This is a genomic window from Streptomyces sp. RK9, assembly GCF_045070545.1.
In the GTDB taxonomy this organism is placed as follows: domain Bacteria; phylum Actinomycetota; class Actinomycetes; order Streptomycetales; family Streptomycetaceae; genus Streptomyces; species Streptomyces alboflavus.
This window is the reverse complement of sequence record NZ_CP173704.1, coordinates 1229729-1250727: the sequence shown is the minus strand read 5'-3', so window position 1 is coordinate 1250727 and position 20999 is coordinate 1229729. Positions and strand designations below refer to the sequence as shown.

The following is a 20999-nucleotide window of genomic DNA, read 5'->3' as shown; positions in this document are numbered from 1 at the left end:
CATGATCACGACGTTGTCGGGCGACACGTCCCGCCTGCTCTCGACCGTCGACTTCGTCAAGGAGCAGGACACCGCCGCCCTGCTCCCCCTCCTCTTCCCCGGGCTCGACGGGCCCGAGCTGCGGACCCTCGTGGAGCACTGCCGTTTCTCGCATGCCGCGCAGCTCGTCTTCCCCGCGGACGATGCGGAGTTGCGGAGCATGCTCACCACGTGCGGGCTCGTCCCGGCGCTGCCGCCGGGGCCGAGTGTCGTCGTACGCGAGCGACTTGCCGTACGGCATCGGCGGCGGGCGGGCGAGCTGGACGTCGGCATCCTGCGGCCCCCCGTCGTCGGCGTGGACGGGGCGCACCGGACGGTCGAGGTGTTCGTGCTGACCGTGCCGCCGGGGTCGGACCTGGGCGCCGTCGCCGAGGCCGAGCGGGAGGGGCAGCACGAGGCGCACGTGGCCTTCGAGGTCGTGGCGCCCGACCCGCTGGTGCTGCGCGGCCTGTGTGCGACCTTCGCGCGCTACGGGGCCACCGCGGACGGCGGCGGCTACAACCCGCACGAGAACGGCACGGTCTTCTACTTCGGTGCCGCTGCCGAGACCAAGGTCGGGTATCGGCGCGTGGAGTTGTACGTCCCCGGCGACCACCGCGACGTACTCTCCGCGCACCTCGCGGAGCATCGCTCCCGGCAGCCCGCCGAAACGGTCCTTCGCCTGCTGACCGGGGCGTGGACGACCCAGGCGCTCGCCGCCTTCACCGAGCTGCGGGTGCCCGACGTCATGGAGGGGGAGGGCGGGCGCGGCACCGGCGTCGAGGAGTTGGCGCGGCAGGTCGGCGCGCGGCCGCGGAACCTGGCGACGCTGCTGCGCTATCTCGCGATGGTCGGCGTGGTGGTGGAGGGCCGCGACGGCTTCCGGCTCACCGCGGTCGGCGGCCTGCTGCGGGCCGGTGACCGGGGGTCGATGCGGGCGCTCGCGCTGATGTACGGCGGACCGTTCTACCAGTCCTTCGCCGGGCTCGGGCACACCGTGCGCACGGGACAGGTCGCCTTCGAGCACCACTTCGGCGAGAACCACTTCGACCACTTCGCCCGCGACCCCCGGCTCGCGGAACTCTTCGACCAGTCCATGGCCGCCGGGTCCGCCATGTTCGACCCGGTCCCCACACACCCGGTGCTCACCGCAGCGGCCGGGGCGCCCGCCGGGGCCACGGTGGTCGACGTCGCGGGCGGCAACGGGGAGTTGCTCGGCCGCGTCCTCGCCGCGCACCCACGCCTGAACGGGGTCCTGCTGGAGCGCCGGCACGTCGTCGAGGCCGCCCGCCGACGGCTGGAGGACCTTGGCCCGCGGTGCGCCTTCCTGGTCGGGGACTTCGCGGACGTACCCGAGAACGGTGACGTCTACGTCCTGTCCCGCGTCCTGCACGACTGGGACGACGAGCAGTGCCGCGAGATCCTGCGCCACTGCGCCCGCGCGATGCCCGCCCACGCCGACCTCCTCGTCGTGGAACGCGTCCTGCCCGCCGACGGGGCGTTCTCCCTGGCGACCGCCTGGGACCTCCACATGATGTGCAACGTCGGCGGGCGCGAGCGCACCGCCGCCCACTACGGCGGGCTGTTCGCCGACGCCGGGCTCGCCCTGGTGGGCGAGGTGCCGCTGCCGCTGGACGGGACGGTGTTGCACGTGAGGAAGGCTGATCGGTCGGCCTCGGCGTAGGGGCGGACATGGCGCGGCGCGGCGGTGGGAGGGGCCCAGGGAGGGGGAGGCCTTGGGCGCGCTCCGGCCGGGCGGCGTCGGTCAGTGCGCCACCACCGGCCCGCTCCTCCTGCGCGCCCGGTACGCCGCCGCCTTGATCTTGTTGCCGCACGACTCCATCCCGCACCACTGCCTGCGCGTGCCCCGCGAGCGGTCGATGTACGTGCGCGTGCACTCGGGATCGCCGCACTCCTTGAGCAGCGGTACGTCCGGGCCGCCGAGCAGTTCCACGGCGTGCCGCGCCACCATCGACAGGGCCTCCCCCGGGGTGGCCTGCGTCCAGCGGCCCGCGGGGGTGAGCTGCGGGACGGCGGGCTGCCCGCGGGCCGCGTCGTTCAGCACCGTCAGCGCCGTCCCGCCGTACTCCTCGCCGAGGCGGCGCGCCGTGACGAGCAGGTAGATCGCTTCCCGCACCGCCTTCGCCTGCGCTACGTCACCCTCCTGCCCCGGGGAGACCGCGTCCACCAGGCCCGACTCCACGTACCAGGCGTTCAGCCGCTCCGGCGACACGAACATCTCGAAGCGCAGGGAGCGGCGGGCGCGGAGGGTCGCGGCGAAGTCGAGGGCCGGGTTGCCGCAGACGAAGACGTGGCCGAGGTTCACGTCACTGTTCCGGCAGGTGCCGGGGCGGGCTCAGAGGCCCAGGTCGGCGGCCACGCAGGCGAAGGACCGCCATGATCCCTCGGGGTCGTAGGAGTACCGCGACGGGTGGTGCGGTGTGGCCGTCCGCTCCTCGACCATGTCCTCGTAGCGGATGCGGGCGGGGAGTTGGCCGAAGGTCGCGCGACGGGCTGCGGATTCGATGGCGTCCGCGCTGCCCTGTGTGTGCTGGTTGCTCTCCATGGTCGAACTCCGTTCTCACTGTCGGAAGTTGTCCGCGTCGTCAGAAGTTGTCGACGTCCACGACCGCCTGCGCGAAGGCCGCCGGGGCCTCCTGCGGGAGGTTGTGGCCGATCCCCGCCAAGGTCCGGTGGTCGTACGCGCCCGTGAACCGGTCGCGGTACGAGGCTCCGTCGCCCGGCGCGGTGAAGGGGTCCCGTTCGGGGTCGAGGGTGATGGTGGGGACCGTGATGACGGGGCGGGTGGCGAGTCGGCGCTCCAGGGCGTCGTAGCGGCGCTCGCCGTCGGCGATGCCCAGGCGCCAGCGGTAGTTGTGGATGACCACGGCCGCGTAGTCGGGGTTGTCGAAGGCCGCGGCGGTGCGCTCGAAGGTGGCGTCGTCGAAGTCCCACGTCGGGGAGACGGTGTCCCAGACGAACCTGGTCAGGTCGTGGCGCAGGGCCTTGTCCTCCATGGCGCGGCGGCCGCGCTCGGTGGCGAAGTAGTACTGGTACCACCAGGTGCGTTCGGCGGCGGGGGCCAGGGGCTTCTGGTTGGCTTCGAGGTTGGTGATCAGGTAGCCGCTCACCGAGACGAGGGCCTTGCAGCGGTCGGGCCACAGCGCGGCGATGATGTCGGCGGTGCGGGAGCCCCAGTCGAAGCCCGCGAGGACCGCCTTCTCGATCTTGAGGGCGTCCATGAGGGCGACGATGTCGGTGGCGATGGCCGACTGCTGGCCGTTGCGGAAGGTCCGGGCGGAGCGGAAGCGGGTCGGGCCGTGGCCGCGCAGGTACGGGACGATCACTCGGTAGCCCTGTTCGGCGAGGAGCGGGGCGACGTCGACGTAGCTGTGGATGTCGTACGGCCAGCCGTGCAGGCAGATGACCACGGGGCCGCGGGCGGGGCCCAGTTCGGCGTAGGCGACGCGCAGCAGGCCGGCGTCGACGTGCTTGAGGCGGGGGAAGGCGGGTGTGGCCCTCGGGGCGGCGGTGGACGTCGTGCCGGGGGTGGCCGCGGACGCGCCCCGCACGCCTGCCAGCGACGCGGCCGTCGCCCCCGCGCCCAGCCCGAGACCCTTGCTGAAGCCACGCCTGCTGATCATGCGTATTCCTCCGCGTGTCCACGAATCCACGTACACCGGCTTGCCCGGTGACTGACTTTTGCATGGGCGACGTCACCAGTCAAGACGGTGACGTACGAGGAGTATGCGTCAGGTGGGCGTCATGCATCACCATTTCAATGGGTGACGACACATGCACCGAAGCCGGAGAGCCCCCTCCCACCGACGGCAGGCGTCACGTCGCCCTCAGGTCATCAAGAAAGCACCGGTACGTCCCGTCCGGTTCATGTGGCGCTGGTGAGGTGGCTGCACCGTACAAGCACGTGACAAAGCACGTTTTGAGGAGTTCTCCATGGCCGGACCGCGTCTGTCCCGTCGTCGCCTGATAGCTGCCGGTTCCGTGGCCGCCGCCACCGCGGCGGCCGTGACCCTCACCGCGTCGGCGGGGGCGTCCGACACCGAGGACCAGGCCCAGCGGGCCATCAAGGGCGGGAAGGCGAAAAACGTCATCCTGCTCATCGGCGACGGCATGGGCGACTCGGAGATCACGCTCGCCCGGGACTACACGGTAGGCGCGAACGGCCGCCTGAACATGGACAAGTTCCCGCTGACGGGCGCGTACACGACGTACGCGGTGCACAAGGACGGCTCGCCCGACTACGTCACCGACTCCGCCGCGAGCGGCTCGGGCTGGGCCACCGGCGTGAAGACGGTCAACGGGCGCATCTCGAAGACGCCGGGCACCGACAAGGCCGTACCGACGATCCTGGAGCTGGCCCAGAAGAAGGGCTACGCGACCGGCTCGGTCACCACCGCCGAACTCACCGACGCCACCCCGGCCGTGCTCGCCTCGCACGCCACCGACCGCAGCTGCCAGGGCCCGGCCGACATGGCCAAGTGCCCGAAGGACACCATCGCCAAGGGCGGGCCGGGCTCGATCGCCGAGCAGAGCGTCAACCACAAGGTGGACGTGCTCCTCGGCGGCGGCAAGCAGCGGTTCGACCAGAAGGTCACCGACGGCAGGTACAAGGGGCTGACCGTCACGGAGCAGGCGAAGAAGCTCGGCTACCAGGTCGTCACGAACAACCGCGAGTTGAAGAAGGTCAAGTCGGTCGGGAACGGCAAGCCCGTGCTCGGCCTGTTCGCGCCGGGCAACGTGCCCGTCGAGTGGACGGGCAAGGCGGCGACCAAGGGCGGCACGGACCCGCAGCGCTGCACGACGTCCAACCCGGGCCGTCCGTCGGGCACTCCGGAGCTGAAGGACCAGGCGAGCAAGGCCCTCAAGCTCCTCGAGGCCAAGCAGAAGAGCGGCAACAGCAAGCAGGGCTTCTTCCTGCAGATCGAGGGCGCCTCGATCGACAAGCAGGACCACGCCGCCGACCCGTGCGGCCAGATCGGCGAGACCGCGGCGTTCGACCGCGCGGTGAAGGTCGCCCGCGACTACGCCAAGAAGCACCCGGACACCCTGGTCGTCACCACCGCCGACCACGCCCACACCAGCCAGATCGTGCCCCTGGAGGCCCAGCCCCCCGGCCTCTCCTCCACCCTCGTCACCAACGAGGGCCAGCAGCTCAAGGTCAACTACTCCACGAACACCCCCGGCCAGTCCCAGGAGCACACCGGCACCCAGGTCCGCATCGCGGCCCAGGGCCCGCAGGCGTACCGGGTCCTCGGGGTGACGAACCAGACGGATCTGTTCACGACTGTGCGGGAGGCGCTGCGGCTCGGCTGAGCCAGGTCCAGCACAGAGGTGAGGGTGCCGACCACGGTGTCGGCACCCTCACGCATATGTGCCGGCCGCCGACGGCCGCCCCTCAGCGGCTACCGCCCCGGCTTCCCCTCCGCGTCCTCGCGTACATGCGGGCCTGAATGGGCGCGTTGAAGTGCGAGCTAGTCGACTCCACGCCCCCGTGCACGCGCCGGAGCAATCGCGGCCTCTCTCACCCCCAAGCCCCCGACAACCCCCTCCGCACCACCGAACTGAGCACCCGCACCCCCCGCGTCGACCCCGGTGCGAGCCCCGTCAGTTCGCGTACGCGGCGCAGGCGGTAGTCCAGGGTGCGGGGGTGGACGTTGAGGGCCGTTGCCGTGGTCGTGCGGTTCATGTCGTGGGTGTAGTACGCGTCGAGGGTGAGGAGGAGGTCCGGGCCGGGGGCCAGGCGGTGGGCGAGGGTGTGGAGCCAGGCGTCGACGAACGGGACGTCTGCAACGGCGAGTTCCACGAAGACGTCGGCTGTCGTGTGGGGGTGGATGGGGGTTCGTCGCAGGGGGGCCGCCCTGCTGATGCGTCTCGCTCGGTCGAGGGCCGTGGGCAGGTCGGGGAGGTCGGCCGTGGTGGTGCCTGCGGCGCAGGGGGTGGGGAGGGACCGGGCGAAGTCCTGGATGAGGGTGAGGACTTCTTTTGGTTGTGTGGGGGCGGGTGGGGCTGCGGGTGGGGCTGCGGGCGCGGGGGCCATGGGGGGCAGTGGGGTCAGGGCTATCAGTTCGCCTGGGATCGACTCCGTCGGTGGGGACCACATCAGGGGGGTCTGGTGCTCCTTGATCAGTGCCTCGATCTCGCCCTCCGGGCCCCGGGCCCGCTCCGCGCCCGGGGTGCCGGGCGGGCCCGGGACCCGGATCACCGTCACCGCGCAGTACGCGGGCATCTCCATGCCGACGGCGCGGGCGAGTTCGGCCGCCATGGGGTCGCCGGACAGGAGGGCCTTGACGAGGAGCGCGACCTGGTCGACGTACGGGAGCCGGTGGCGCAGCGCGGAGACGAAGCCCTGGCAGTAGGCCTCGATGCCGCGTTCGCCCTGGGCGGCGAACCAGCCGAGGAGGCGGACGAGTTCGTCGGCGTCGCCGTCGCGCTGGGCGTCCGTCGCCTCGTTGACCTCGCGCAGCATCAGCGCGGTGTGCAGGCGCAGGACGCGCTGGCGGGATTCCAGGGACAGGCCCGTGGCGGCCCGGGCCTCGCCCATCGCGGCGATGGCGGTGAGGTCGGAGGGGGTCAACTCGTCGTTGGTGGGCGCCAGTTCACCCGTCCGGCGGCGCAGCCACACCGCGTACTCCAAGGTCTCCGCCCTGGCCCGGGCGTCCGTGTCCAGGATCCCGAACTCCGGGATCTCGCGCGCGTACGCGTCGACCTCCCGGCGGGCGCTGCTCGACGCGCGCCGGGCCAGCTCCGCGAAGAGGTCGCCCATGGCCGGGAGCATGCCATTCCCGTCGAATTGATCGACAGGTCAGATCCGGACGGGGTTTGTCACTTCGCGTGAGTCGGGGGTGAATTCGCACGGGATTCGCGTTGTGCATTTATCAGGGTGCGCAAAGTTTTCCGGCGGCGACGGGCATGTCGTTCTCTTCGCTTGTGGGGCGCCGACGGCGCGGGCTTAATGGGGGGTCCGGTCATACCAGAGCCATATTCACGTCCGTCCGGCCCTCTTCATTCGGGAGGAAATCAATGAGACGCGATCTCAGAACCAGGACGCGGACCACCAGGTCCAGGAAGAGCACGAGAATCGTGGCCGCCCTGTCCGCGTCGGCCGCCTGCGCCGCCCTCCTGGTCGCCGCGCCGGGCGCCAGCTCGGCCCCCGACCCGGCGGGGAGCACCAGAGCCACCACCGCCACCAAGAGCCCCGCCGCCACCCCGAGCCTCCGCGCCTTCGGCATCCTCGTGAACGGCACCCGCATGGCCACGTTCACCACCGACAAGCCCGGCCAACTCGACTGGGTCAAGATCATCAAGGGGCTCAAGGGAGACACGAGGCTGATCGGCATCGACTACCGGGTGCAGAACGGGCTGCTGTACGGCGTCGGCGACCAGGGCGGGATCTACACGATCAAGACCCCGCCGGACGTCCCGGACGTCGAGGTCACCAAGGTGTCCCAGCTGCAGATCGCCCTGTACGGAACGAAGTTCGGCGTCGACTTCAACCCCGCCGCCGACCGGCTCCGCGTCATCAGCGACAACGCGCAGAACCTGCGGCACAACCTCGGCAACGGCACCACCGAGGAGGACGGCATCCTCACCACCCCGCCGAGCCCCTCCCCCGCCCGGGGCGTCACCGCCGCCGCGTACACCAACAACGACCTCAACGGCGCGACCGCGACCACCCTGTTCGACGTCAACACCACGTCCGACCAGGTCGTCATCCAGTCGCCCGCCAACAACGGCACCCTGGCCCCGACCGGCTCCCTGACCCTCGACGCGGGCGCGGATTCCGGTCTGGACATCTTCAGTTATCTGACAGGCGGCAAGACCACCTCGAATATCGCCTTCGCCTCCCTCACCCCGTACGGGGCGGAAGGCCCGTCCTTCTACAGCGTGAATGTCTTCACCGGTGAGGCGACCGTCATCGATCAATTCCCGCTGGATGTCACCGACGTGGCGATCAAACTCGGCGGCAGCTGAAAGGATATCGGGTAACCGCCCGCTATCCGATCTCCACCACCCGCGCCCACTCCGGTGGTGTGTCCGGTACGTAGTCGGGGTCGCTCTCGTCCCGTGTCGAGGTGTCGCGGCGAGGGCGGGGAAACAGGCCGACCACCGTCCGGCACGACGGCTGAGCGCTCGGCCACGGCGTCCGGCCGTCGGTGAGGACCACGACGACGTCCGGCCGTGGCCGGGTCCGCAGCGCCCGGGCGAAACCCGTGCGCAGGTCCGTGCCCCCGCCGCCGATCAGCGGGATGCCCTCGCCCGCGCACAGGGGGTGGACGATGCGGGCCGACGCGTCGCAGGGCAGCACGGACACCAGGTCCCTGCGGCCGCCCACGGCGCGGGCGATCGCCGCCACCTCCAGGAGCGCGCTGCCCAGTTCGGCGTCGCTGACGGAACCCGACGTGTCGACGACCACGGCGACGTGCGGGGGCCTGCGGCGCAGGCTGGGCAGCAGCACGCCGGGCACCCCGGCCGACCGCCGCGCGGGACGCCCGTACGTGTAGTCCGCGCCCGCACCCGGCCCGGACGCCGCCGAGCGCACCGCGGCGCCCAGCAACTCCCGCCAGGGCTGCGGCGGATGGAACGCCTCCTCCGCCCACCGCTTCCACCCCTTCGGCGCCTTCCCCGGACGCCCGTTCAGGCCCTGCGCCACCCGGAACCGTACGGCGTCCCGCTCCTGCGCGCTCAGGCCGTGGGCGCCCTCCGGGCCGAGGTCCCAGTCCCGTTCCCTGCCGTCGGCGCCGCTGCCGCAGTCCAGCCAGGACAGGTCCGCCGTGCGCGGCCCGAGCCGGAACTGCCGCAGGTAGTCCTCCATCAGCTCCCCCGGCGGCAGCGCCAGCGTCTCCGGCCGCACGGCCCCTTCGGGCCGCGCGAGCCCGTCCCCGTACACGTCGTCGTTGATCTCGCAGTCCGCCGCGATGTTCATCCGCAGCCTGTCCCCCGCGCCGGTCAGGCCCCGCTCCCGCGCGACCCGGTCCCCGCGCCCGTGGTGGTCGCGCAGCAGGTGCGACACCTCGTGCACCCACACCCCGGCCAGCTCCGCGACCGGCGTCCGGGCCACGAAGTGCGGCGAGACGTAGACCCGCCAGTACCGGTCCACGGCCATCGTCGGCACGTCCCGCGACTCGACGACGTGCAGGGCGAACAGCGCCGTCGCCAGGTACGGCCGCACCCGTGCCGCGTGCAGCCGGGCGGCGAAGAGCTTGTCGCGGTCCAGGGGAAGGGGCCGCGCGTCCGCGAGGTCGGGGTTCGGTGAGGTCGCCGTCATCGCGCCGCCCTCGCCGCAGGCGCCGTCGCCGCACCGGCCCCCGTCCCCGCCTTCGCCGCCTTCGTCCCGCCCCTCGCCCGGTCCGCCCGCTGCGAAAGCGACACCGCTCCGGCAAGCCGCTCGATCGACTCCGGTACGTCCCAGTCCTCCTGCCGCAGCGACGCCAGCGTGGTAGCGGGTACGACGACCAGGTCCGGGGCGCCGGTCTCCAGGGCGCGGACGAGCAGCGCCCAGGCCGCGTCCCAGCGGGCCCGGTCCGGGCGGTTGCGGACCGCGGCCACCACGCCGTCGAGGGCGGCCTGGCGCAGGTCGCCGCGCTCGGGCAGTTCGGCGACGGCCGGGTCGGCGAGCAGCAGTTCGGGGTCGGGGAGGTCCATCCGGTCGATCCCGGCGAGGAGTTCGAGACCCGGCCCGTCCCCCACCGTGCCCCTGGCGAGCAGGGCGAGCACTTCCCGCGACGAGCCCGCCGCGGTCGCGAACGCGATCAGGCGCAGGGTCATCTCCCAGCTCCGCGGCGAGGGCCAAGGACCGCCCCTGCGCGTCTCGTTGCTCGGCAGCCGGTGCACGAGGGCGGGGCGCGCGGCCAGCAGTCCGCACACCGCGCGCCGGGCGAACTCCACGGCCTCCGGCAGCTTCCCGGGGTCGAGCCGGGGCAGGGTCGCCCGGGGCCAGGTCCCGCCGAGTCCGCGTACGACGACCTCGTGGTCGTGGGTCCACTGGAGGTGGACGAACCGGTTGGCCAGGGGCGGGCTCAGCTCCCAGCCGTCGGCCGCCGACGAGCGGGGGTTGGCGGCGGCCACGATCCGTACGTCCGGCGGAAGTTGGAGGGTGCCGATGCGGCGCTCCAGGACGAGCCGGAGCAGCGCCGCCTGCACGGCCGGGGGCGCGGTGGACAGCTCGTCGAGGAACAGCAGCCCCCGGCCCGCCCTCACCAGGCGCACCGCCCAGTCCGGCGGGGCCATGGGGACGCCCTGTTCCGCCGGGTCGTCCCCGACGACGGGCAGCCCCGAGAAGTCCGACGGCTCGTGCACGCTGGCGATCACCGTGGTCAACGGGAGGCCCAGGGACGCGGCGAGCTGGGTCAGCGCGGCGGTCTTGCCGATGCCCGGCTCTCCCCACAGGAGCACGGGCAGGTCGGCGGCCACGGCCAGGGTCAGGGCCTCCAGCTGGATGTCGGGGCGGGGTTCGGTGGTGGTGTCGCGGAGGAGGGTCAAGAGGTCGGCGGCGACGTCGAGTTGAGTGGTGGTGTCGGTGGTACCGGCCGAAGAGGCGGACAGCGCGGGCAGGACGGACGGCGTGCATGTGGGCATGTGTCATCACCTTTGGGTTCGGTGGTCGGCCACGTGCGGCCGACCGCAAGCGAGAAAGAGGGAGGGCGCGTCAGTACGCGGCGGTGCGGCGCGGCTGCGCGCGGCGATCGCGGGCCCGGCCCCGGCCGGGACGGAGCCGGGTCCCGGGGCCACCGCCACCCCTCGCCCCCGCGCCCAACAGCCCCGCCCGGAAGAGCCCGTACGTGATCCGCCGCGCCGCCGCGGCCTCCAGCTCGTCCCGCAGCGGGCCCGCGCGCAGGACGGCCTCGGGGCCGAGCAGGCCCTCGACGACGGCGAGCGCGCCGGCGGTGTCGCCGTGGTCGAGGCGTTCGCGGACGCCGGTGAGGCAGTCGGGGCGGCGGTGGGCCTCGTCGATGGCGCGCAGGCACGGCAGCGGGGGTCCGCCGAGGGCGACGAGGAGTTCCTCGCGCCGCACCTCGACCGGGTCGTGGTCGAGCGCGGCGAGGACACCGTCGACGAGTCCGATGCGGTGCCGGGCGCCCCGGCAGTCCACTACGCGCGGGTCGCCGGCCCGGTCGGGGGTGCGGGACGGCGGTTCGAGCGGGCGGTCCGGTACGAGCGCCGAGGCGACGAGGGGGTGCAGCCTGTCGGCGTCGAGGGCACCGGTGCGGAGCAGGTCGAGGTCGGGCAGGACCCAGGTGGCGGCATCGGGCAGGACGGGCGGCGCGGCACGGTCCTGGCCACGCCCGCCGGCACGGCCCTCGCCACGCCCGCCGACACGCCCCTCGGCCCGACCACCGGAACGTCCGCCGCCCCCGTCGCCCACAACCTCCACCCCGCCCGCCCCGCCCGCCCCGTCCGCCCCGTCCAGGCGCAGCACCACCCGCCGCCCGCCCCCGAGCCGCACGGCGAACACCCCGTCGGCCCGCCCCTCGGCGCGCAGCAGGATCTCCGCCTCGGCGGCCCAGCGGTCGACGGCGCAGCCGAGCGCGGGCGGCGCGGGCGGCGGCAGTTCGAGGTCGGCGAGGAAGAGGGAGTCGGCGGGCGTCCGGTCGGCCCCGGAGCGTACGCGCAGCTCACCGGCCCTGCGCGCGTCCCACAGGTGCCGGTGCAGGTCGAGCCGGAACCGTCGGCTGGGATACGGGTGGGGGTGCGGGTACGGCCGCGCACGCGGGTACGGGGACCGGGGCGAGGGCGGGTCCTGGTGGCCGAGGGCACCGGGCCCCGCGCGGGACCCGTCCCACAGCGCGAGGCTGACCCGCTGCCCCGCGTCCGCCCACGCGGGCGGCGTGCGGACCACCAGGTGCACCGGGTGCGGGGCGCCCGCGCCGCCCCACGCGCCCGTGTCGTACCGGGGCTCCCCCGTGCCGTACGGGAAGTCCCCCATGTCGTACCGAGCGAGCGGAATCGTGAGCCCCGGCCGCAGCAACCCGTCCGGGGCGATCCTCGGCAGGTGCCAGCGCAGCAGGTCGGGCGCGAGGTGGCGGAGGTCGTCGCGGACGCGGGCGGCGAGTTCGCGGCCGTGCGTGCGCGTCAGGGAGCGCGGGCTGAGGTCCACGTCGACGCCCGCGGCGGCGCACGCCCCGGCCCAGTCACCGGCACGGCGGCGGGCGGTCGCGGTCTCGATCATGGCGGGCGGCACGGCGAACTCGCGTACGCGCGGCCAGAAGGACGGGCGCCGGTCGAAGGGGCGCCGGAGGGAAGGGCGGGTGTGCCCGTTCGCGATGTCGGTGAGCATCAGCACTCACCTTGCGCGGACGGGTCCCCCAATCTGTCAACAGAGTGAGTCGTCATCGCGAGGGATGGTACGGCCCCGCCCCGCGCCCTGTCAGGTGTTTTTCCCGAGCTGTACCGAGTCCTGGTCCGCGCTGTACTGACACTGGAACTTCGGGGAACGTGAGGGCGTTGGCAGAAGGACGCGCGGAACGCGCGCGCACGAGCGGTTACATGGCAGAAGCTGAGGTGGCACGGATGGCTATGTGGGACAAGCTCAAGGAGCAGGCCAAGGGTCTGCAGCAGGCGCAGGGTTCGCGCTCGGGCGGCAGCTCGGGCGGGCACGGCAGCGGTCGGCCCGGCGGGTCCTCCGGCGGCTCGAAGGCTCAGCTGATCAGCGCGCTCAAGTCCCAGCTCACGTCCCTCAAGACGGAGCTGAAGAGCGGTTCGTACCGCGACGCGAGCATGGCCATGTGCGCCCTGGTCGCGGCCGCCGACGGCCAGGTCGACCCGGCCGAGCGGCAGCACGTGGAGTCGCTGATCCTGCAGAACGACGTGCTGCAGAACTTCCCGCCGGAGCAGCTGCGCCAGCGGTTCAACAAGCACGTGGACCAGCTGGCGTTCAACTTCCAGCAGGGCAAGACGGAGGTCATGCAGGAGATCGCCAAGGCGTCCAAGAAGCAGACGGAGGCCCGTGCGGTCGTGCAGACCGGCCTGGTCGTCGCGGGTGCGGACGGGTATGTCGCCCCGGCCGAGGAGCAGGTCCTGCGCGAGGCGTGCGCCGCACTCGGCCTGTCCCCGCAGGAGTTCGGCCTCTGAGACGGCCGGGCGGCGGCCGCCGGGACGGACGGCCGGGCGGCGGCCGCTGAGATCCCGGCGGGACAATATCTGTCGCGGCGGCATGAGGAATTGCGGCGAGGCGCGTTGAGGATTCCTCGCACGGCAGCCGGAGCAATTCCTTTTCCCACCGTTTCCAGGACCTGCCGTGCTACGGTCGATCTCAGTTGCAGTTGTGGTTCCCGAAAACGGTTCATCTTTCCGACGGGGTCATCACGGCGACACGGGGTCCGCACAGGGCGGGCTCCGAGCACCGCCCCGAAGGAGAATAAAATGGCTGCCGGTACCGTGAAGTGGTTCAACTCGGAAAAGGGCTTCGGCTTCATCGAGCAGGACGGCGGCGGCCCCGACGTCTTCGCCCACTACTCGAACATCGCCACCCAGGGCTTCCGTGAGCTGCTCGAGGGCCAGAAGGTGACGTTCGACATCGCGCAGGGCCAGAAGGGCCCGACGGCGGAGAACATCGTCCCCGCCTGACGCAGCGGATACACGCACTTCGCAGCTGGGGCCCGCACCTTGGGGTGCGGGCCCCAGCTCGCTGCGTTCTCGGCGAATTATCGCGGGAAAAAACCCGCCACTCTTGGCTCGTTCTTGCGATTCTCTGCGCCGCCCCTTGTGCTGCGGGAATTCCTTGATACCTGCCGATACGTGCCACATCGAGGAAGGCCCCGCATGAACCGCGCCCGCAATGGCGACCGCTACACCCGTACCCGAACCGGAAGTTCCGGCCGCCCGAATTCCACGGGCCGCACCGGCTCCGGCCGACCGAATTCCAACGGCCGCGCCGGCGGCCCGTCCCGGCCGAACGGCCACGCCCGGCAACGCGCGGCGCTCCAGGGCGAGTTCGCCCCGCCGAAGACGATCACCCCCGCGCTGCCCGCCGTCGAGGCGTTCGCCGACCTGGAGATGCCCGCGGAACTCCTCACCGCGCTCGGCCGGGAAGGCGTCACCGTGCCGTTCCCGATCCAGGCGGCCACCCTGCCCAACACCCTCGCAGGCCGTGACGCGCTCGGCCGCGGCCGCACCGGCTCCGGCAAGACCCTCGCGTTCGGCCTGGCCCTGCTCGCCCGCACGGCGGGCCGTCGCGCCGAGCCCCGGCAGCCGCTCGGACTCGTCCTCGTACCCACCCGTGAACTCGCCCAGCAGGTCACCGACGCGCTCACGCCCTACGCCCGCTCGCTGCGGCTGCGCCTCGCCACCGTCGTCGGCGGGATGCCGATCGGCCGCCAGGCGAGCGCGCTGCGTGGCGGCTCGGAGATCGTCGTGGCGACGCCCGGGCGCCTGAAGGACCTCATCGACCGGGGCGACTGCCGCCTCGACCAGGTCACGACCACCGTCCTCGACGAGGCCGACCAGATGGCCGACATGGGCTTCATGCCGCAGGTCACGGCGCTGCTCGACCAGGTGCGGCCCGAGGGGCAGCGGATGCTGTTCTCCGCCACCCTCGACCGCAACGTCGACCTGCTGGTGCGGCGCTATCTGAACGACCCGGTGGTGCACTCCGTCGACCCGTCCGCGGGGGCGGTGACCACGATGGTCCACCACGTGCTGCACGTGCGCGCCGCCGACAAGCGCCGGGCCACCACGGAGATCGCGGCCAGGGACGGCCGGGTGATCATGTTCCTGGACACCAAGCACGCGGTGGACCAGCTCACCAAGGACCTCCTGAGCAGCGGTGTCCGCGCCGCCGCGCTGCACGGCGGGAAGTCCCAGCCGCAGCGCACCCGGACCCTCACCCAGTTCAAGGACGGGCACGTGTCGGTGCTCGTCGCCACCAACGTGGCCGCGCGCGGCATCCATGTCGACCAGCTCGACCTGGTCGTGAACGTGGACCCGCCCACCGACCCCAAGGACTATCTGCACCGCGGCGGCCGCACGGCCCGCGCAGGGGAGTCCGGCAGCGTCGTCACCCTCGTGACCCCGAACCAGCGGCGCGCGATGAGCCGCCTGATGGCGTCCGCGGGCGTCACCGCGCAGACCACCGAAGTACGCTCCGGCGAGGCCGAGTTGAGCCGCATCACCGGAGCCAGGGAGCCGTCCGGGATCCCCGTCGTGATCCGCGCGCCCGCCCCCGAGCGGCCCCGCCGCAGCGCCTCCTCCACACCCCGTGGGCGCCGCGGCCGCGGCGGTCGGAACAGGTCCGCATCCCCGAGGACCCAGGGTCGGCCCGCCGGACAGGCCCTAGAGTCTCCCTGAGGGCCCCGTGGCCCGGTGGACCCGCAGCCACGCCCGGGCCGCCCGGCCCCCTCGCCACCCGGCCCCGTCAGGACCGCTCAGCCCGTAGCCCCGCTCAGCCCCTTCTCTCCCCGTCTGTGAGGCATCATGCGCTGCGTCATCGCCAGGTTCCCGTTCGACCTCTCCAAGAGCGAAGTGCTGGCCACGATGAAGGACGTCGAGCCCGAGCCGGTCACCGGCGGCGAGTACGTGATCATCGGCCGCCGCAACTACCCCGCCAAGCAGGTCGGCGCCGTCATCACCCGCCAGGACCGCCGCGACTTCACCAGCGGCGAGGTCACCCGGGCCATGACCCGGCTCGGCTTCACCTGCCGCAGCGCCCAGGAGCCCGCGCCCCAGCAGCCCCTCGCCCCCGTGGCGAACGCCTCGGCGCTGCTCGGCGGCCCCGTCCCCGGCCCCGTCGCGCCGGAGGCGTGAGCAGGCGCTCGCAAGCTGTGAAGGGCCCCGCCGGCAGACGTCGGCGGGGCCCTTCCTTCATGCGGCCGGCCACACGGCCCGCGTGATCACTGGTCGGAGTAGCTGAGGTCACCCACGGTCCAGGCGCTGACGTCCTTGATCGCGACCCGGTACATGCCCCCGGTCTCGGGGATCCCCACGCTGCCCTGGAGGATCCGGGCGAGGTGGAAGTGCAGATGCGTGGGCGCCGTGCCGCCGGTGTCGCCGGAGTCCGGGACGGACCGGACCGGCGCGCTGTGACCGGCGAAGACGTCGGAGAACGGGCCGAGGCGGTCCGAGTCCTTCAGGACCTCGGAGACCCGCTGCCTCCACACGCGTTCGGGAGCGAGGCGGCCGGTGAGCACGGCACCCGCGACGACCACGGTGAGCGACATCTGGTTGCTCTGCTCCGACTCGACCATGGCGGAGATGTTGACGAGCAGCTCGTCAGGGTTCGACATGACAGCGGATTCTATTCAGCGGCCCGTCCCGGCCCCACCCCGCGTACGGCCCCGGCCGGGCCGTAACCGGAAAGTCGCCGGGGCGGCGGGGGCGACGCATGGTGTTGAATTCGTTCGGGGTCCCGGGTGCCGTACGGCATCGGGGCCCTTCGACGCGTTGCACAACGAGGTGACATGACAGCAGATATCCCCCTCAGTGGTCGTCTGGACGACGACGACTACCCCGCCTACACGATGGGCCGAGCAGCGGAGATGCTCGGCACCACCCCCGGTTTCCTCCGGGCCATCGGCGAGGCCCGCCTGATCACCCCGCTCCGCTCCGAGGGCGGCCACCGGCGCTACTCCCGCTACCAGCTGCGCATCGCCGCCCGCGCCCGTGAACTCGTCGACCAGGGCACCCCCATCGAGGCCGCGTGCCGCATCGTCATCCTTGAGGACCAACTTGAGGAGGCCCAGCGGATCAACGCGGAGTACCGGCGGGCGGCGAGCGAGGCGGCGGGCGGCGCGGCTGCCGCAGCGGACGGGGCGGACGGCCCGGCTCCCGCGAAGGACGACCCGGCCTCCGGCGCCTAGTCCGCCCGCAGCGACCGCCAGATCCGGTCCGGCAGGACCCGCACCGCCTCGTCCAGATCCACCTCGTAGGTGCCGGAGAGCCAGCGGTGGGCCGTCTCCGCGACCGGGCCGAGGAGCAGGACCTCGATCATCTGGTCGGGAAGCACCGCCACCTCGCCGGCGGCGACGCGGGCGTACATCCAGGAGGCGATGGCGGCGAACTTGGTCTCCTTGGCCGCCGCGACCTCCTTGGCGTGGGCCGCGAGATAGCGGGAGTACGCGGAGGCGTGCACGAAGGTGGCCACGTCGCGGTGTTCGCGGGTGAAGTCCAAGTACGCCTTGACGAAGGCCTGGACGCCCGTGCGGGCGGTGCGGCAGCGGGTGACGGCGGCCACCACGGGGTCGCACAGCTGGTCCTGACAGCGGATGTACAGCGCGGCGGCGAGTCCGTCGAAGCTGCCGAAGTGGTGGTAGAGGCTGCCGAAGCTGACGCCGCTCGCGGCCGTGACCGCGTTGACCGTGAATCCCTGCCGTCCCGATGCCGCGTACACCCGCAGGGCCGTGTCCAGGAGCAGGTCGACCGTGGCCTCGCCACGCTGCTGCTTAGGCGCCATGCGGAACAGCGTAGTTCAGATCCAGCATCGGAAACTTTTTCTAGAAAAAGTCTCTAAAAAGTCCGTTGGTTGGGACACACTCTCTGCCATGGTCAGTCATGAGCCCGAGTCGGGTCGCCCACCGGCACACCAGCCGGTCCCCGGCAACCCCTACGCCCAGCCGCTGCCACAGCCCCCCGCCCAGCCGCCCTTCCCGCCCCCGGCCGGACCGCCGCCCGCGGGCCCCCGCAGGCGCGGTGCCCTGATCGCCGGCGTCGGCGCCCTCGCCCTGGTGCTCGTGGGCACCGGCGTCTTCGTGCTCACGCGGGGAGACGGTGACGGGGACAAGGACGGTTCCCGCAAGCCGGTGGCGCAGGACTCGGACAAGCCCGCGCGCGACGGACGCGAGTCGGCGCCCCCGCGCGACGGCAGCGACGACGACGGCGGCAAGGGCACCGGGTCGGCAGGCCAGATCGACGTCAACGCGGGACGCAAGCCCGGCGACGCGAAGGCCTGGCTCGCCGTCAACGACGTGAAACTGCCGGGCAAGGGCGGCCAGTTGCTCGACCTGTGGCGCGTGGACGGCCTCGTCGCGCAGGCCGAGTACGACGAGGTCACCGCGTTCAAGGTGGCCGACGGCACGCGGGCGTGGCGGGTGCGGCTGCCCGGCGAGGTCTGCGACACCCCGGTGAACCCCTCGCCCGACGGCAAGGTCGTCGTCGTCTACACCAAGAGCGAGGCCCGGGTCGGGGGCAAGTGCGACCAGCTGCAGCAGATCGACCTGAGGACCGGGAAGAAGGGCTGGCACAAGCAGCTCAAGGAGCACGGCACGCAGGACAGCACCACCGCCACGCACGTGGCGATCAGCGGCTCCACCGTGATGGTCGACCAGGACTCGACCGCGCACGCCTACCGCATGCGGGACGGCAAGCGGCTGTTCACGACCAAGCACCAGCGCGAGGGCGCCTGCTTCCTGCGCGGTGTCGCGGGCGGCCCCGCGCTGCTCCAGGTGCGGTCGTGCGCGGCGGGCTCGGAGCTCACCCACGGGCGGTTGCGCAAGCTGGATCCCCGTACCGGCAAGACCGAGTGGGAGTACCGCAACAAGAAGGGCTGGACCCTCGACAAGGTGTTCTCCGTCGCTCCCGTCGTCGTCGCCCTGCGCAGCCGCGCCGAGCCGGACAAGTGGGCCCTGGCCGCCGTCGACGAGCGGGGCAAGCAGCGCTCGTGGATCGACCTCGACCGGCGCAAGGAGAAGTTCGAGCAGTGCACCGGCGCCGGGGACTCCGGCGAGGGCGTGCAGAACTGCGTCGGGGGTGTCGTCGCCCACGACACCCTCTACCTCGCGAGCAAGCCCAAGAAGATCCTCGGGCCCAACAGGATCGTCGCCTTCGACCTCGGCACGGGCAGGGCCAAGTGGTCCGTCGAGGCCGGGGGACGGCAGCTTCTGCCCGTCACCGTCAGCGCGCGGGAGGGCAAGGGGGTGATCGTGTACGGGCGGCCGTACCGGGAGGAGACCGGGCGGACCCTGTTCCTGCCCTCCGGCGGCGGCAAGCCCAAGGTGCTCCTGAAGCACACCGCCGCCGCGCAGAAGATCGAGGTCTTCATGTTCGCCGGGAACACCCTGTACGCCGACGGCCGGCTGTTCGTCACGCCGACGCGCCTCGACGGCAGGAGCCACGGTTCCGCGGGCGAGGAGGGGAACGGGCGGATGCTCTCGTTCGGACCTTGACGCAGCCGTTCCCGCGGCCGCTGCGGACCTTGACGCAGCCGCTTCGGCCCTCGCCCGCACCGCCGTCCCCTCGCCGTTCCTGGAGCCACGATGACCAACCCGCCCCCACCGCAGTCGCAGCCGCCCCTGCCCGGCGGCTTCGGGCCGCCGCCGCCCCAGCAGCCCCAGCAGCCCCAGCAGGGGCCCCAGGCGGGCGGCTTCGGCCCGCCGGTCGACCCGCCGCCCGGCGGGTACGGGCAGCCCGGCGGGAACCCGCAGCAGGGTCCGTACGCGCAGCCCGGCCCGTACTCACAGCCGGGCGGCTTCGGGCCGCCCCAGCCGGTGACCACGCCGGACCCGACACCGGGTGGGGGCGGGCGCTCCCGGGGCCGGGCGGCGATCATCGGCTCCGCGGTGCTCGCGGTCGCACTGATCGTCGGCGGCGGTGTCTGGTACGCCACCCAGCAGGGCGATGACGACGGCTCGAAGGACAAGGCGGCGGGCAAGCAGCGGCCCGACGGCGCCGGACCCGCGTACGAGAAGCCGAAGGAGCCGGTGCCCGCCGACCCGAAGGCCTTCTTCAAGGGCGCGGCCGGGCAGCCCAAGTTGCCGAAGGGCGCGAGCACTTATCGGGTGAAGGGGTCCTGGCTCACCGACAAGGTGTACGCGAAGGCGTCGGTCAAGCGGATCACCGGACTCGACGCGGCCACCGGCAAGGACGTGTGGAAGCTGGACAAGCCCGGCATGTCCTGCGCGGGCTCCACCAACCTCGGCAACGGCAACATAGCCGTCGTCGTCACCCAGCCGGCACCGAAGGCCGGGGACGACGAGCGGAGCTACGCGCCCTGCACCGAGGTCATGGCGTTCGACGTCGACACGGGCGAGAAGCTGTGGACCAAGTCGGTCGGCATCGGCTACCAGAAGGACAAGACCCAGTTCAGCCAGGCCACGATCGCCGGGAACACCGTGGCGCTCTCCGGCCTGTACGGCGGCGCCGCCTTCGACCTGCGCTCCGGCAAGCTCCTGTGGAAGCCGAAGCTGGGCGAGAAGTGCCGGGACGTCGGCTACGGCGGCGGCGACCGGCTCGTGGCGGTGCGCTCCTGCGGTGAGCTGAGCACGCCGAAGTTCAAGGTCGAGCTGCTCGACCCGGCCACGGGCAAGCCCAAGTGGAGCTACGGGATGCCCGAGGGCGTCAAGTCCCCGAACGTCATCTCCACCTGGCCGGTGGTTCTCGGCACGGACTCCGGCGAGATCACCTCGTCCGGCGCGTCCGACATCTTCTCCCTCGACGACCGCGGCAAGCTGCGCACGAAGTTCCAGCTGCCGGACGGCCAGTACATGCACACCTGCGGGACGTCGTCGACCAACGAGGACTGCAAGGGCATCGTCGCCGGGAACGGCAAGCTGTACGTGGCGACGGCGCGGCGCGACGGCGACAAGGAGTACACGACGACCAACGACATCGTGGTGTTCTCCCTGGCCACCGGCAAGACCACGGGGCAGCGCCTGAAGGGCGGCGACGAGGCCCCGATCTTCCCCCTCCGCATGGACGGCGGGAACGTCCTCGTCTACAAGAGCGGCCCCTACGCCCGGGTCTACTCCGTCCACGGCCGCACGATGAAGCAGACCCTGCTGCTCGACGCCACCACGCGCCCGACCGCCCTGCCGCCCCTCATCTCGGAGGTGCACTACAAGCACAACAAGCTGTACCTCAGCTCCGACCTGCTGTCCCGCCCGGTCTCGGACCGCAAGTCGATCATGATGATGGGGTTCGCCGCGAAGTAGCGACCGCGCCCGAAGCGCGGGCGCAGCGAGGGGCCGGGGCGTCGCAAGCATGATCTAACCTGGCCCTCGACGGACATATGTGTGCGAAGTGCCGGGCGGCGCGAC

General features: G+C 72.4%; 19 protein-coding genes. 10 read left to right on the top strand and 9 right to left on the bottom strand.

All coding sequences use genetic code 11. The features are described 5' to 3' along the window. The first annotated feature begins 1 nt into the window (after position 1). Positions 2-1702 carry a methyltransferase gene (locus AB6L24_RS25760; RefSeq protein ID WP_405658922.1) on the top strand — a complete coding sequence of 567 codons (1701 nt, stop codon included), beginning with the start codon at positions 2-4 and terminating at the stop codon, positions 1700-1702. Between the two features lie 81 nt (positions 1703-1783). On the opposite strand, the gene AB6L24_RS25755 is transcribed toward AB6L24_RS25760, so the two are convergent. The 3 genes from AB6L24_RS25755 to AB6L24_RS25745 are packed head-to-tail and all read right to left on the bottom strand — an operon-like array spanning position 1784 to position 3662. Further along, positions 1784-2344 carry a CGNR zinc finger domain-containing protein gene (locus AB6L24_RS25755; RefSeq protein WP_405658921.1) on the bottom strand — a complete coding sequence of 187 codons (561 nt, stop codon included), beginning with the start codon at positions 2342-2344 and terminating at the stop codon, positions 1784-1786. 30 nt (positions 2345-2374) lie between these two features. Next, the gene (locus tag AB6L24_RS25750; RefSeq protein WP_405658918.1) at positions 2375-2584 is read right to left on the bottom strand and encodes a hypothetical protein; all 210 of its coding nucleotides are present in this window, start codon (positions 2582-2584) and stop codon (positions 2375-2377) included. A 40-nt stretch (positions 2585-2624) separates the two neighbouring features. Further along, complete coding sequence (locus tag AB6L24_RS25745; RefSeq protein ID WP_405658916.1) at positions 2625-3662, bottom strand: alpha/beta fold hydrolase; 1038 nt, start codon at positions 3660-3662, stop codon at positions 2625-2627. A gap of 310 nt (positions 3663-3972) precedes the next feature. On the opposite strand from AB6L24_RS25745, the gene phoA reads away from it, so the two are divergent. Continuing rightward, complete coding sequence (gene phoA / locus AB6L24_RS25740; protein WP_405658914.1) at positions 3973-5352, top strand: alkaline phosphatase; 1380 nt, start codon at positions 3973-3975, stop codon at positions 5350-5352. 208 nt (positions 5353-5560) lie between these two features. Here phoA and AB6L24_RS25735 read toward each other — a convergent pair whose 3' ends face one another. Further along, on the bottom strand, positions 5561-6802 hold the full coding sequence (locus AB6L24_RS25735; protein ID WP_405658912.1) for a PucR family transcriptional regulator: 1242 nt from the start codon (positions 6800-6802) through the stop codon (positions 5561-5563). A gap of 314 nt (positions 6803-7116) precedes the next feature. Between AB6L24_RS25735 and AB6L24_RS25730 the strand changes: the two genes are divergently transcribed. Beyond that, positions 7117-8010, top strand: coding sequence for a DUF4394 domain-containing protein (locus AB6L24_RS25730; protein ID WP_405663329.1), 894 nt, complete (start codon positions 7117-7119; stop codon positions 8008-8010). 22 nt (positions 8011-8032) lie between these two features. Here the strand turns inward: AB6L24_RS25730 and AB6L24_RS25725 are convergent, their stop codons facing one another. From AB6L24_RS25725 to AB6L24_RS25715, 3 genes are all read right to left on the bottom strand, one after another. Then, positions 8033-9304, bottom strand: a complete 1272-nt coding sequence (locus AB6L24_RS25725; protein WP_405658910.1) for a DUF2201 family putative metallopeptidase — start codon at positions 9302-9304, stop codon at positions 8033-8035. After that, entirely contained in the window at positions 9301-10614 is a 1314-nt protein-coding gene (locus AB6L24_RS25720) for an AAA family ATPase (protein ID WP_405658908.1), read from the bottom strand. The genes AB6L24_RS25725 and AB6L24_RS25720 overlap by 4 nt, the downstream gene beginning before the upstream one ends. Before the next feature lie 70 nt (positions 10615-10684). Next, a complete protein-coding gene (locus AB6L24_RS25715) occupies positions 10685-12313 on the bottom strand; it encodes a hypothetical protein (protein WP_405658905.1) in 1629 nt (542 codons plus the stop codon). A gap of 233 nt (positions 12314-12546) precedes the next feature. On the opposite strand from AB6L24_RS25715, the gene AB6L24_RS25710 reads away from it, so the two are divergent. The 4 genes from AB6L24_RS25710 to AB6L24_RS25695 all read left to right on the top strand — a co-directional run bounded on the left by AB6L24_RS25710 (position 12547) and on the right by AB6L24_RS25695 (position 15777). Next, positions 12547-13107 carry a tellurite resistance TerB family protein gene (locus AB6L24_RS25710; protein WP_405658903.1) on the top strand — a complete coding sequence of 187 codons (561 nt, stop codon included), beginning with the start codon at positions 12547-12549 and terminating at the stop codon, positions 13105-13107. A 291-nt stretch (positions 13108-13398) separates the two neighbouring features. Next, complete coding sequence (locus AB6L24_RS25705; protein ID WP_030259935.1) at positions 13399-13602, top strand: cold-shock protein; 204 nt, start codon at positions 13399-13401, stop codon at positions 13600-13602. 195 nt (positions 13603-13797) lie between these two features. After that, complete coding sequence (locus AB6L24_RS25700) at positions 13798-15321, top strand: DEAD/DEAH box helicase (protein ID WP_405658899.1); 1524 nt, start codon at positions 13798-13800, stop codon at positions 15319-15321. A gap of 126 nt (positions 15322-15447) precedes the next feature. Then, on the top strand, positions 15448-15777 hold the full coding sequence (locus AB6L24_RS25695; protein WP_405658897.1) for an SCO5918 family protein: 330 nt from the start codon (positions 15448-15450) through the stop codon (positions 15775-15777). An 86-nt stretch (positions 15778-15863) separates the two neighbouring features. On the opposite strand, the gene AB6L24_RS25690 is transcribed toward AB6L24_RS25695, so the two are convergent. Beyond that, positions 15864-16256 (bottom strand): hypothetical protein, encoded by a 393-nt coding sequence (locus AB6L24_RS25690; RefSeq protein WP_405658895.1) that lies wholly within the window; start codon positions 16254-16256, stop codon positions 15864-15866. A gap of 174 nt (positions 16257-16430) precedes the next feature. Here AB6L24_RS25690 and AB6L24_RS25685 point away from each other — a divergent pair, with 174 nt between their 5' ends. Next, positions 16431-16829, top strand: a complete 399-nt coding sequence (locus AB6L24_RS25685; RefSeq protein WP_405658893.1) for a MerR family transcriptional regulator — start codon at positions 16431-16433, stop codon at positions 16827-16829. On the opposite strand, the gene AB6L24_RS25680 is transcribed toward AB6L24_RS25685, so the two are convergent. Then, the gene (locus AB6L24_RS25680; protein ID WP_405658890.1) at positions 16826-17422 is read right to left on the bottom strand and encodes a TetR/AcrR family transcriptional regulator; all 597 of its coding nucleotides are present in this window, start codon (positions 17420-17422) and stop codon (positions 16826-16828) included. The genes AB6L24_RS25685 and AB6L24_RS25680 overlap by 4 nt on opposite strands. Positions 17423-17510: 88 nt before the next feature. Between AB6L24_RS25680 and AB6L24_RS25675 the strand changes: the two genes are divergently transcribed. Further along, entirely contained in the window at positions 17511-19130 is a 1620-nt protein-coding gene (locus tag AB6L24_RS25675; protein WP_405658887.1) for a PQQ-binding-like beta-propeller repeat protein, read from the top strand. Positions 19131-19220: 90 nt separating this feature from the next. Next, entirely contained in the window at positions 19221-20894 is a 1674-nt protein-coding gene (locus tag AB6L24_RS25670) for a PQQ-binding-like beta-propeller repeat protein (protein ID WP_405658885.1), read from the top strand. Positions 20895-20999 lie beyond the last annotated feature (105 nt).

Excerpts from the sequence above, each read along its gene's own strand:
- AB6L24_RS25750 (WP_405658918.1), bottom strand. The coding sequence starts at position 2,584 with ATGGAGAGCAACCAGCACACACAGGGCAGCGCGGACGCCATCGAATCC.
- AB6L24_RS25705 (WP_030259935.1), top strand. The coding sequence starts at position 13,399 with ATGGCTGCCGGTACCGTGAAGTGGTTCAACTCGGAAAAGGGCTTCGGC.
- AB6L24_RS25670 (WP_405658885.1), top strand. The coding sequence starts at position 19,221 with ATGACCAACCCGCCCCCACCGCAGTCGCAGCCGCCCCTGCCCGGCGGC.
- AB6L24_RS25695 (WP_405658897.1), top strand. The coding sequence starts at position 15,448 with ATGCGCTGCGTCATCGCCAGGTTCCCGTTCGACCTCTCCAAGAGCGAA.
- AB6L24_RS25745 (WP_405658916.1), bottom strand. The coding sequence starts at position 3,662 with ATGATCAGCAGGCGTGGCTTCAGCAAGGGTCTCGGGCTGGGCGCGGGG.
- AB6L24_RS25735 (WP_405658912.1), bottom strand. The coding sequence starts at position 6,802 with ATGGGCGACCTCTTCGCGGAGCTGGCCCGGCGCGCGTCGAGCAGCGCC.
- AB6L24_RS25680 (WP_405658890.1), bottom strand. The coding sequence starts at position 17,422 with ATGGCGCCTAAGCAGCAGCGTGGCGAGGCCACGGTCGACCTGCTCCTG.
- AB6L24_RS25710 (WP_405658903.1), top strand. The coding sequence starts at position 12,547 with ATGGCTATGTGGGACAAGCTCAAGGAGCAGGCCAAGGGTCTGCAGCAG.
- AB6L24_RS25725 (WP_405658910.1), bottom strand. The coding sequence starts at position 9,304 with ATGACGGCGACCTCACCGAACCCCGACCTCGCGGACGCGCGGCCCCTT.
- AB6L24_RS25715 (WP_405658905.1), bottom strand. The coding sequence starts at position 12,313 with ATGCTCACCGACATCGCGAACGGGCACACCCGCCCTTCCCTCCGGCGC.
- AB6L24_RS25760 (WP_405658922.1), top strand. The coding sequence starts at position 2 with ATGATCACGACGTTGTCGGGCGACACGTCCCGCCTGCTCTCGACCGTC.
- AB6L24_RS25685 (WP_405658893.1), top strand. The coding sequence starts at position 16,431 with ATGACAGCAGATATCCCCCTCAGTGGTCGTCTGGACGACGACGACTAC.
- AB6L24_RS25675 (WP_405658887.1), top strand. The coding sequence starts at position 17,511 with ATGGTCAGTCATGAGCCCGAGTCGGGTCGCCCACCGGCACACCAGCCG.
- AB6L24_RS25690 (WP_405658895.1), bottom strand. The coding sequence starts at position 16,256 with ATGTCGAACCCTGACGAGCTGCTCGTCAACATCTCCGCCATGGTCGAG.
- AB6L24_RS25720 (WP_405658908.1), bottom strand. The coding sequence starts at position 10,614 with ATGCCCACATGCACGCCGTCCGTCCTGCCCGCGCTGTCCGCCTCTTCG.
- phoA (WP_405658914.1), top strand. The coding sequence starts at position 3,973 with ATGGCCGGACCGCGTCTGTCCCGTCGTCGCCTGATAGCTGCCGGTTCC.
- AB6L24_RS25700 (WP_405658899.1), top strand. The coding sequence starts at position 13,798 with ATGAACCGCGCCCGCAATGGCGACCGCTACACCCGTACCCGAACCGGA.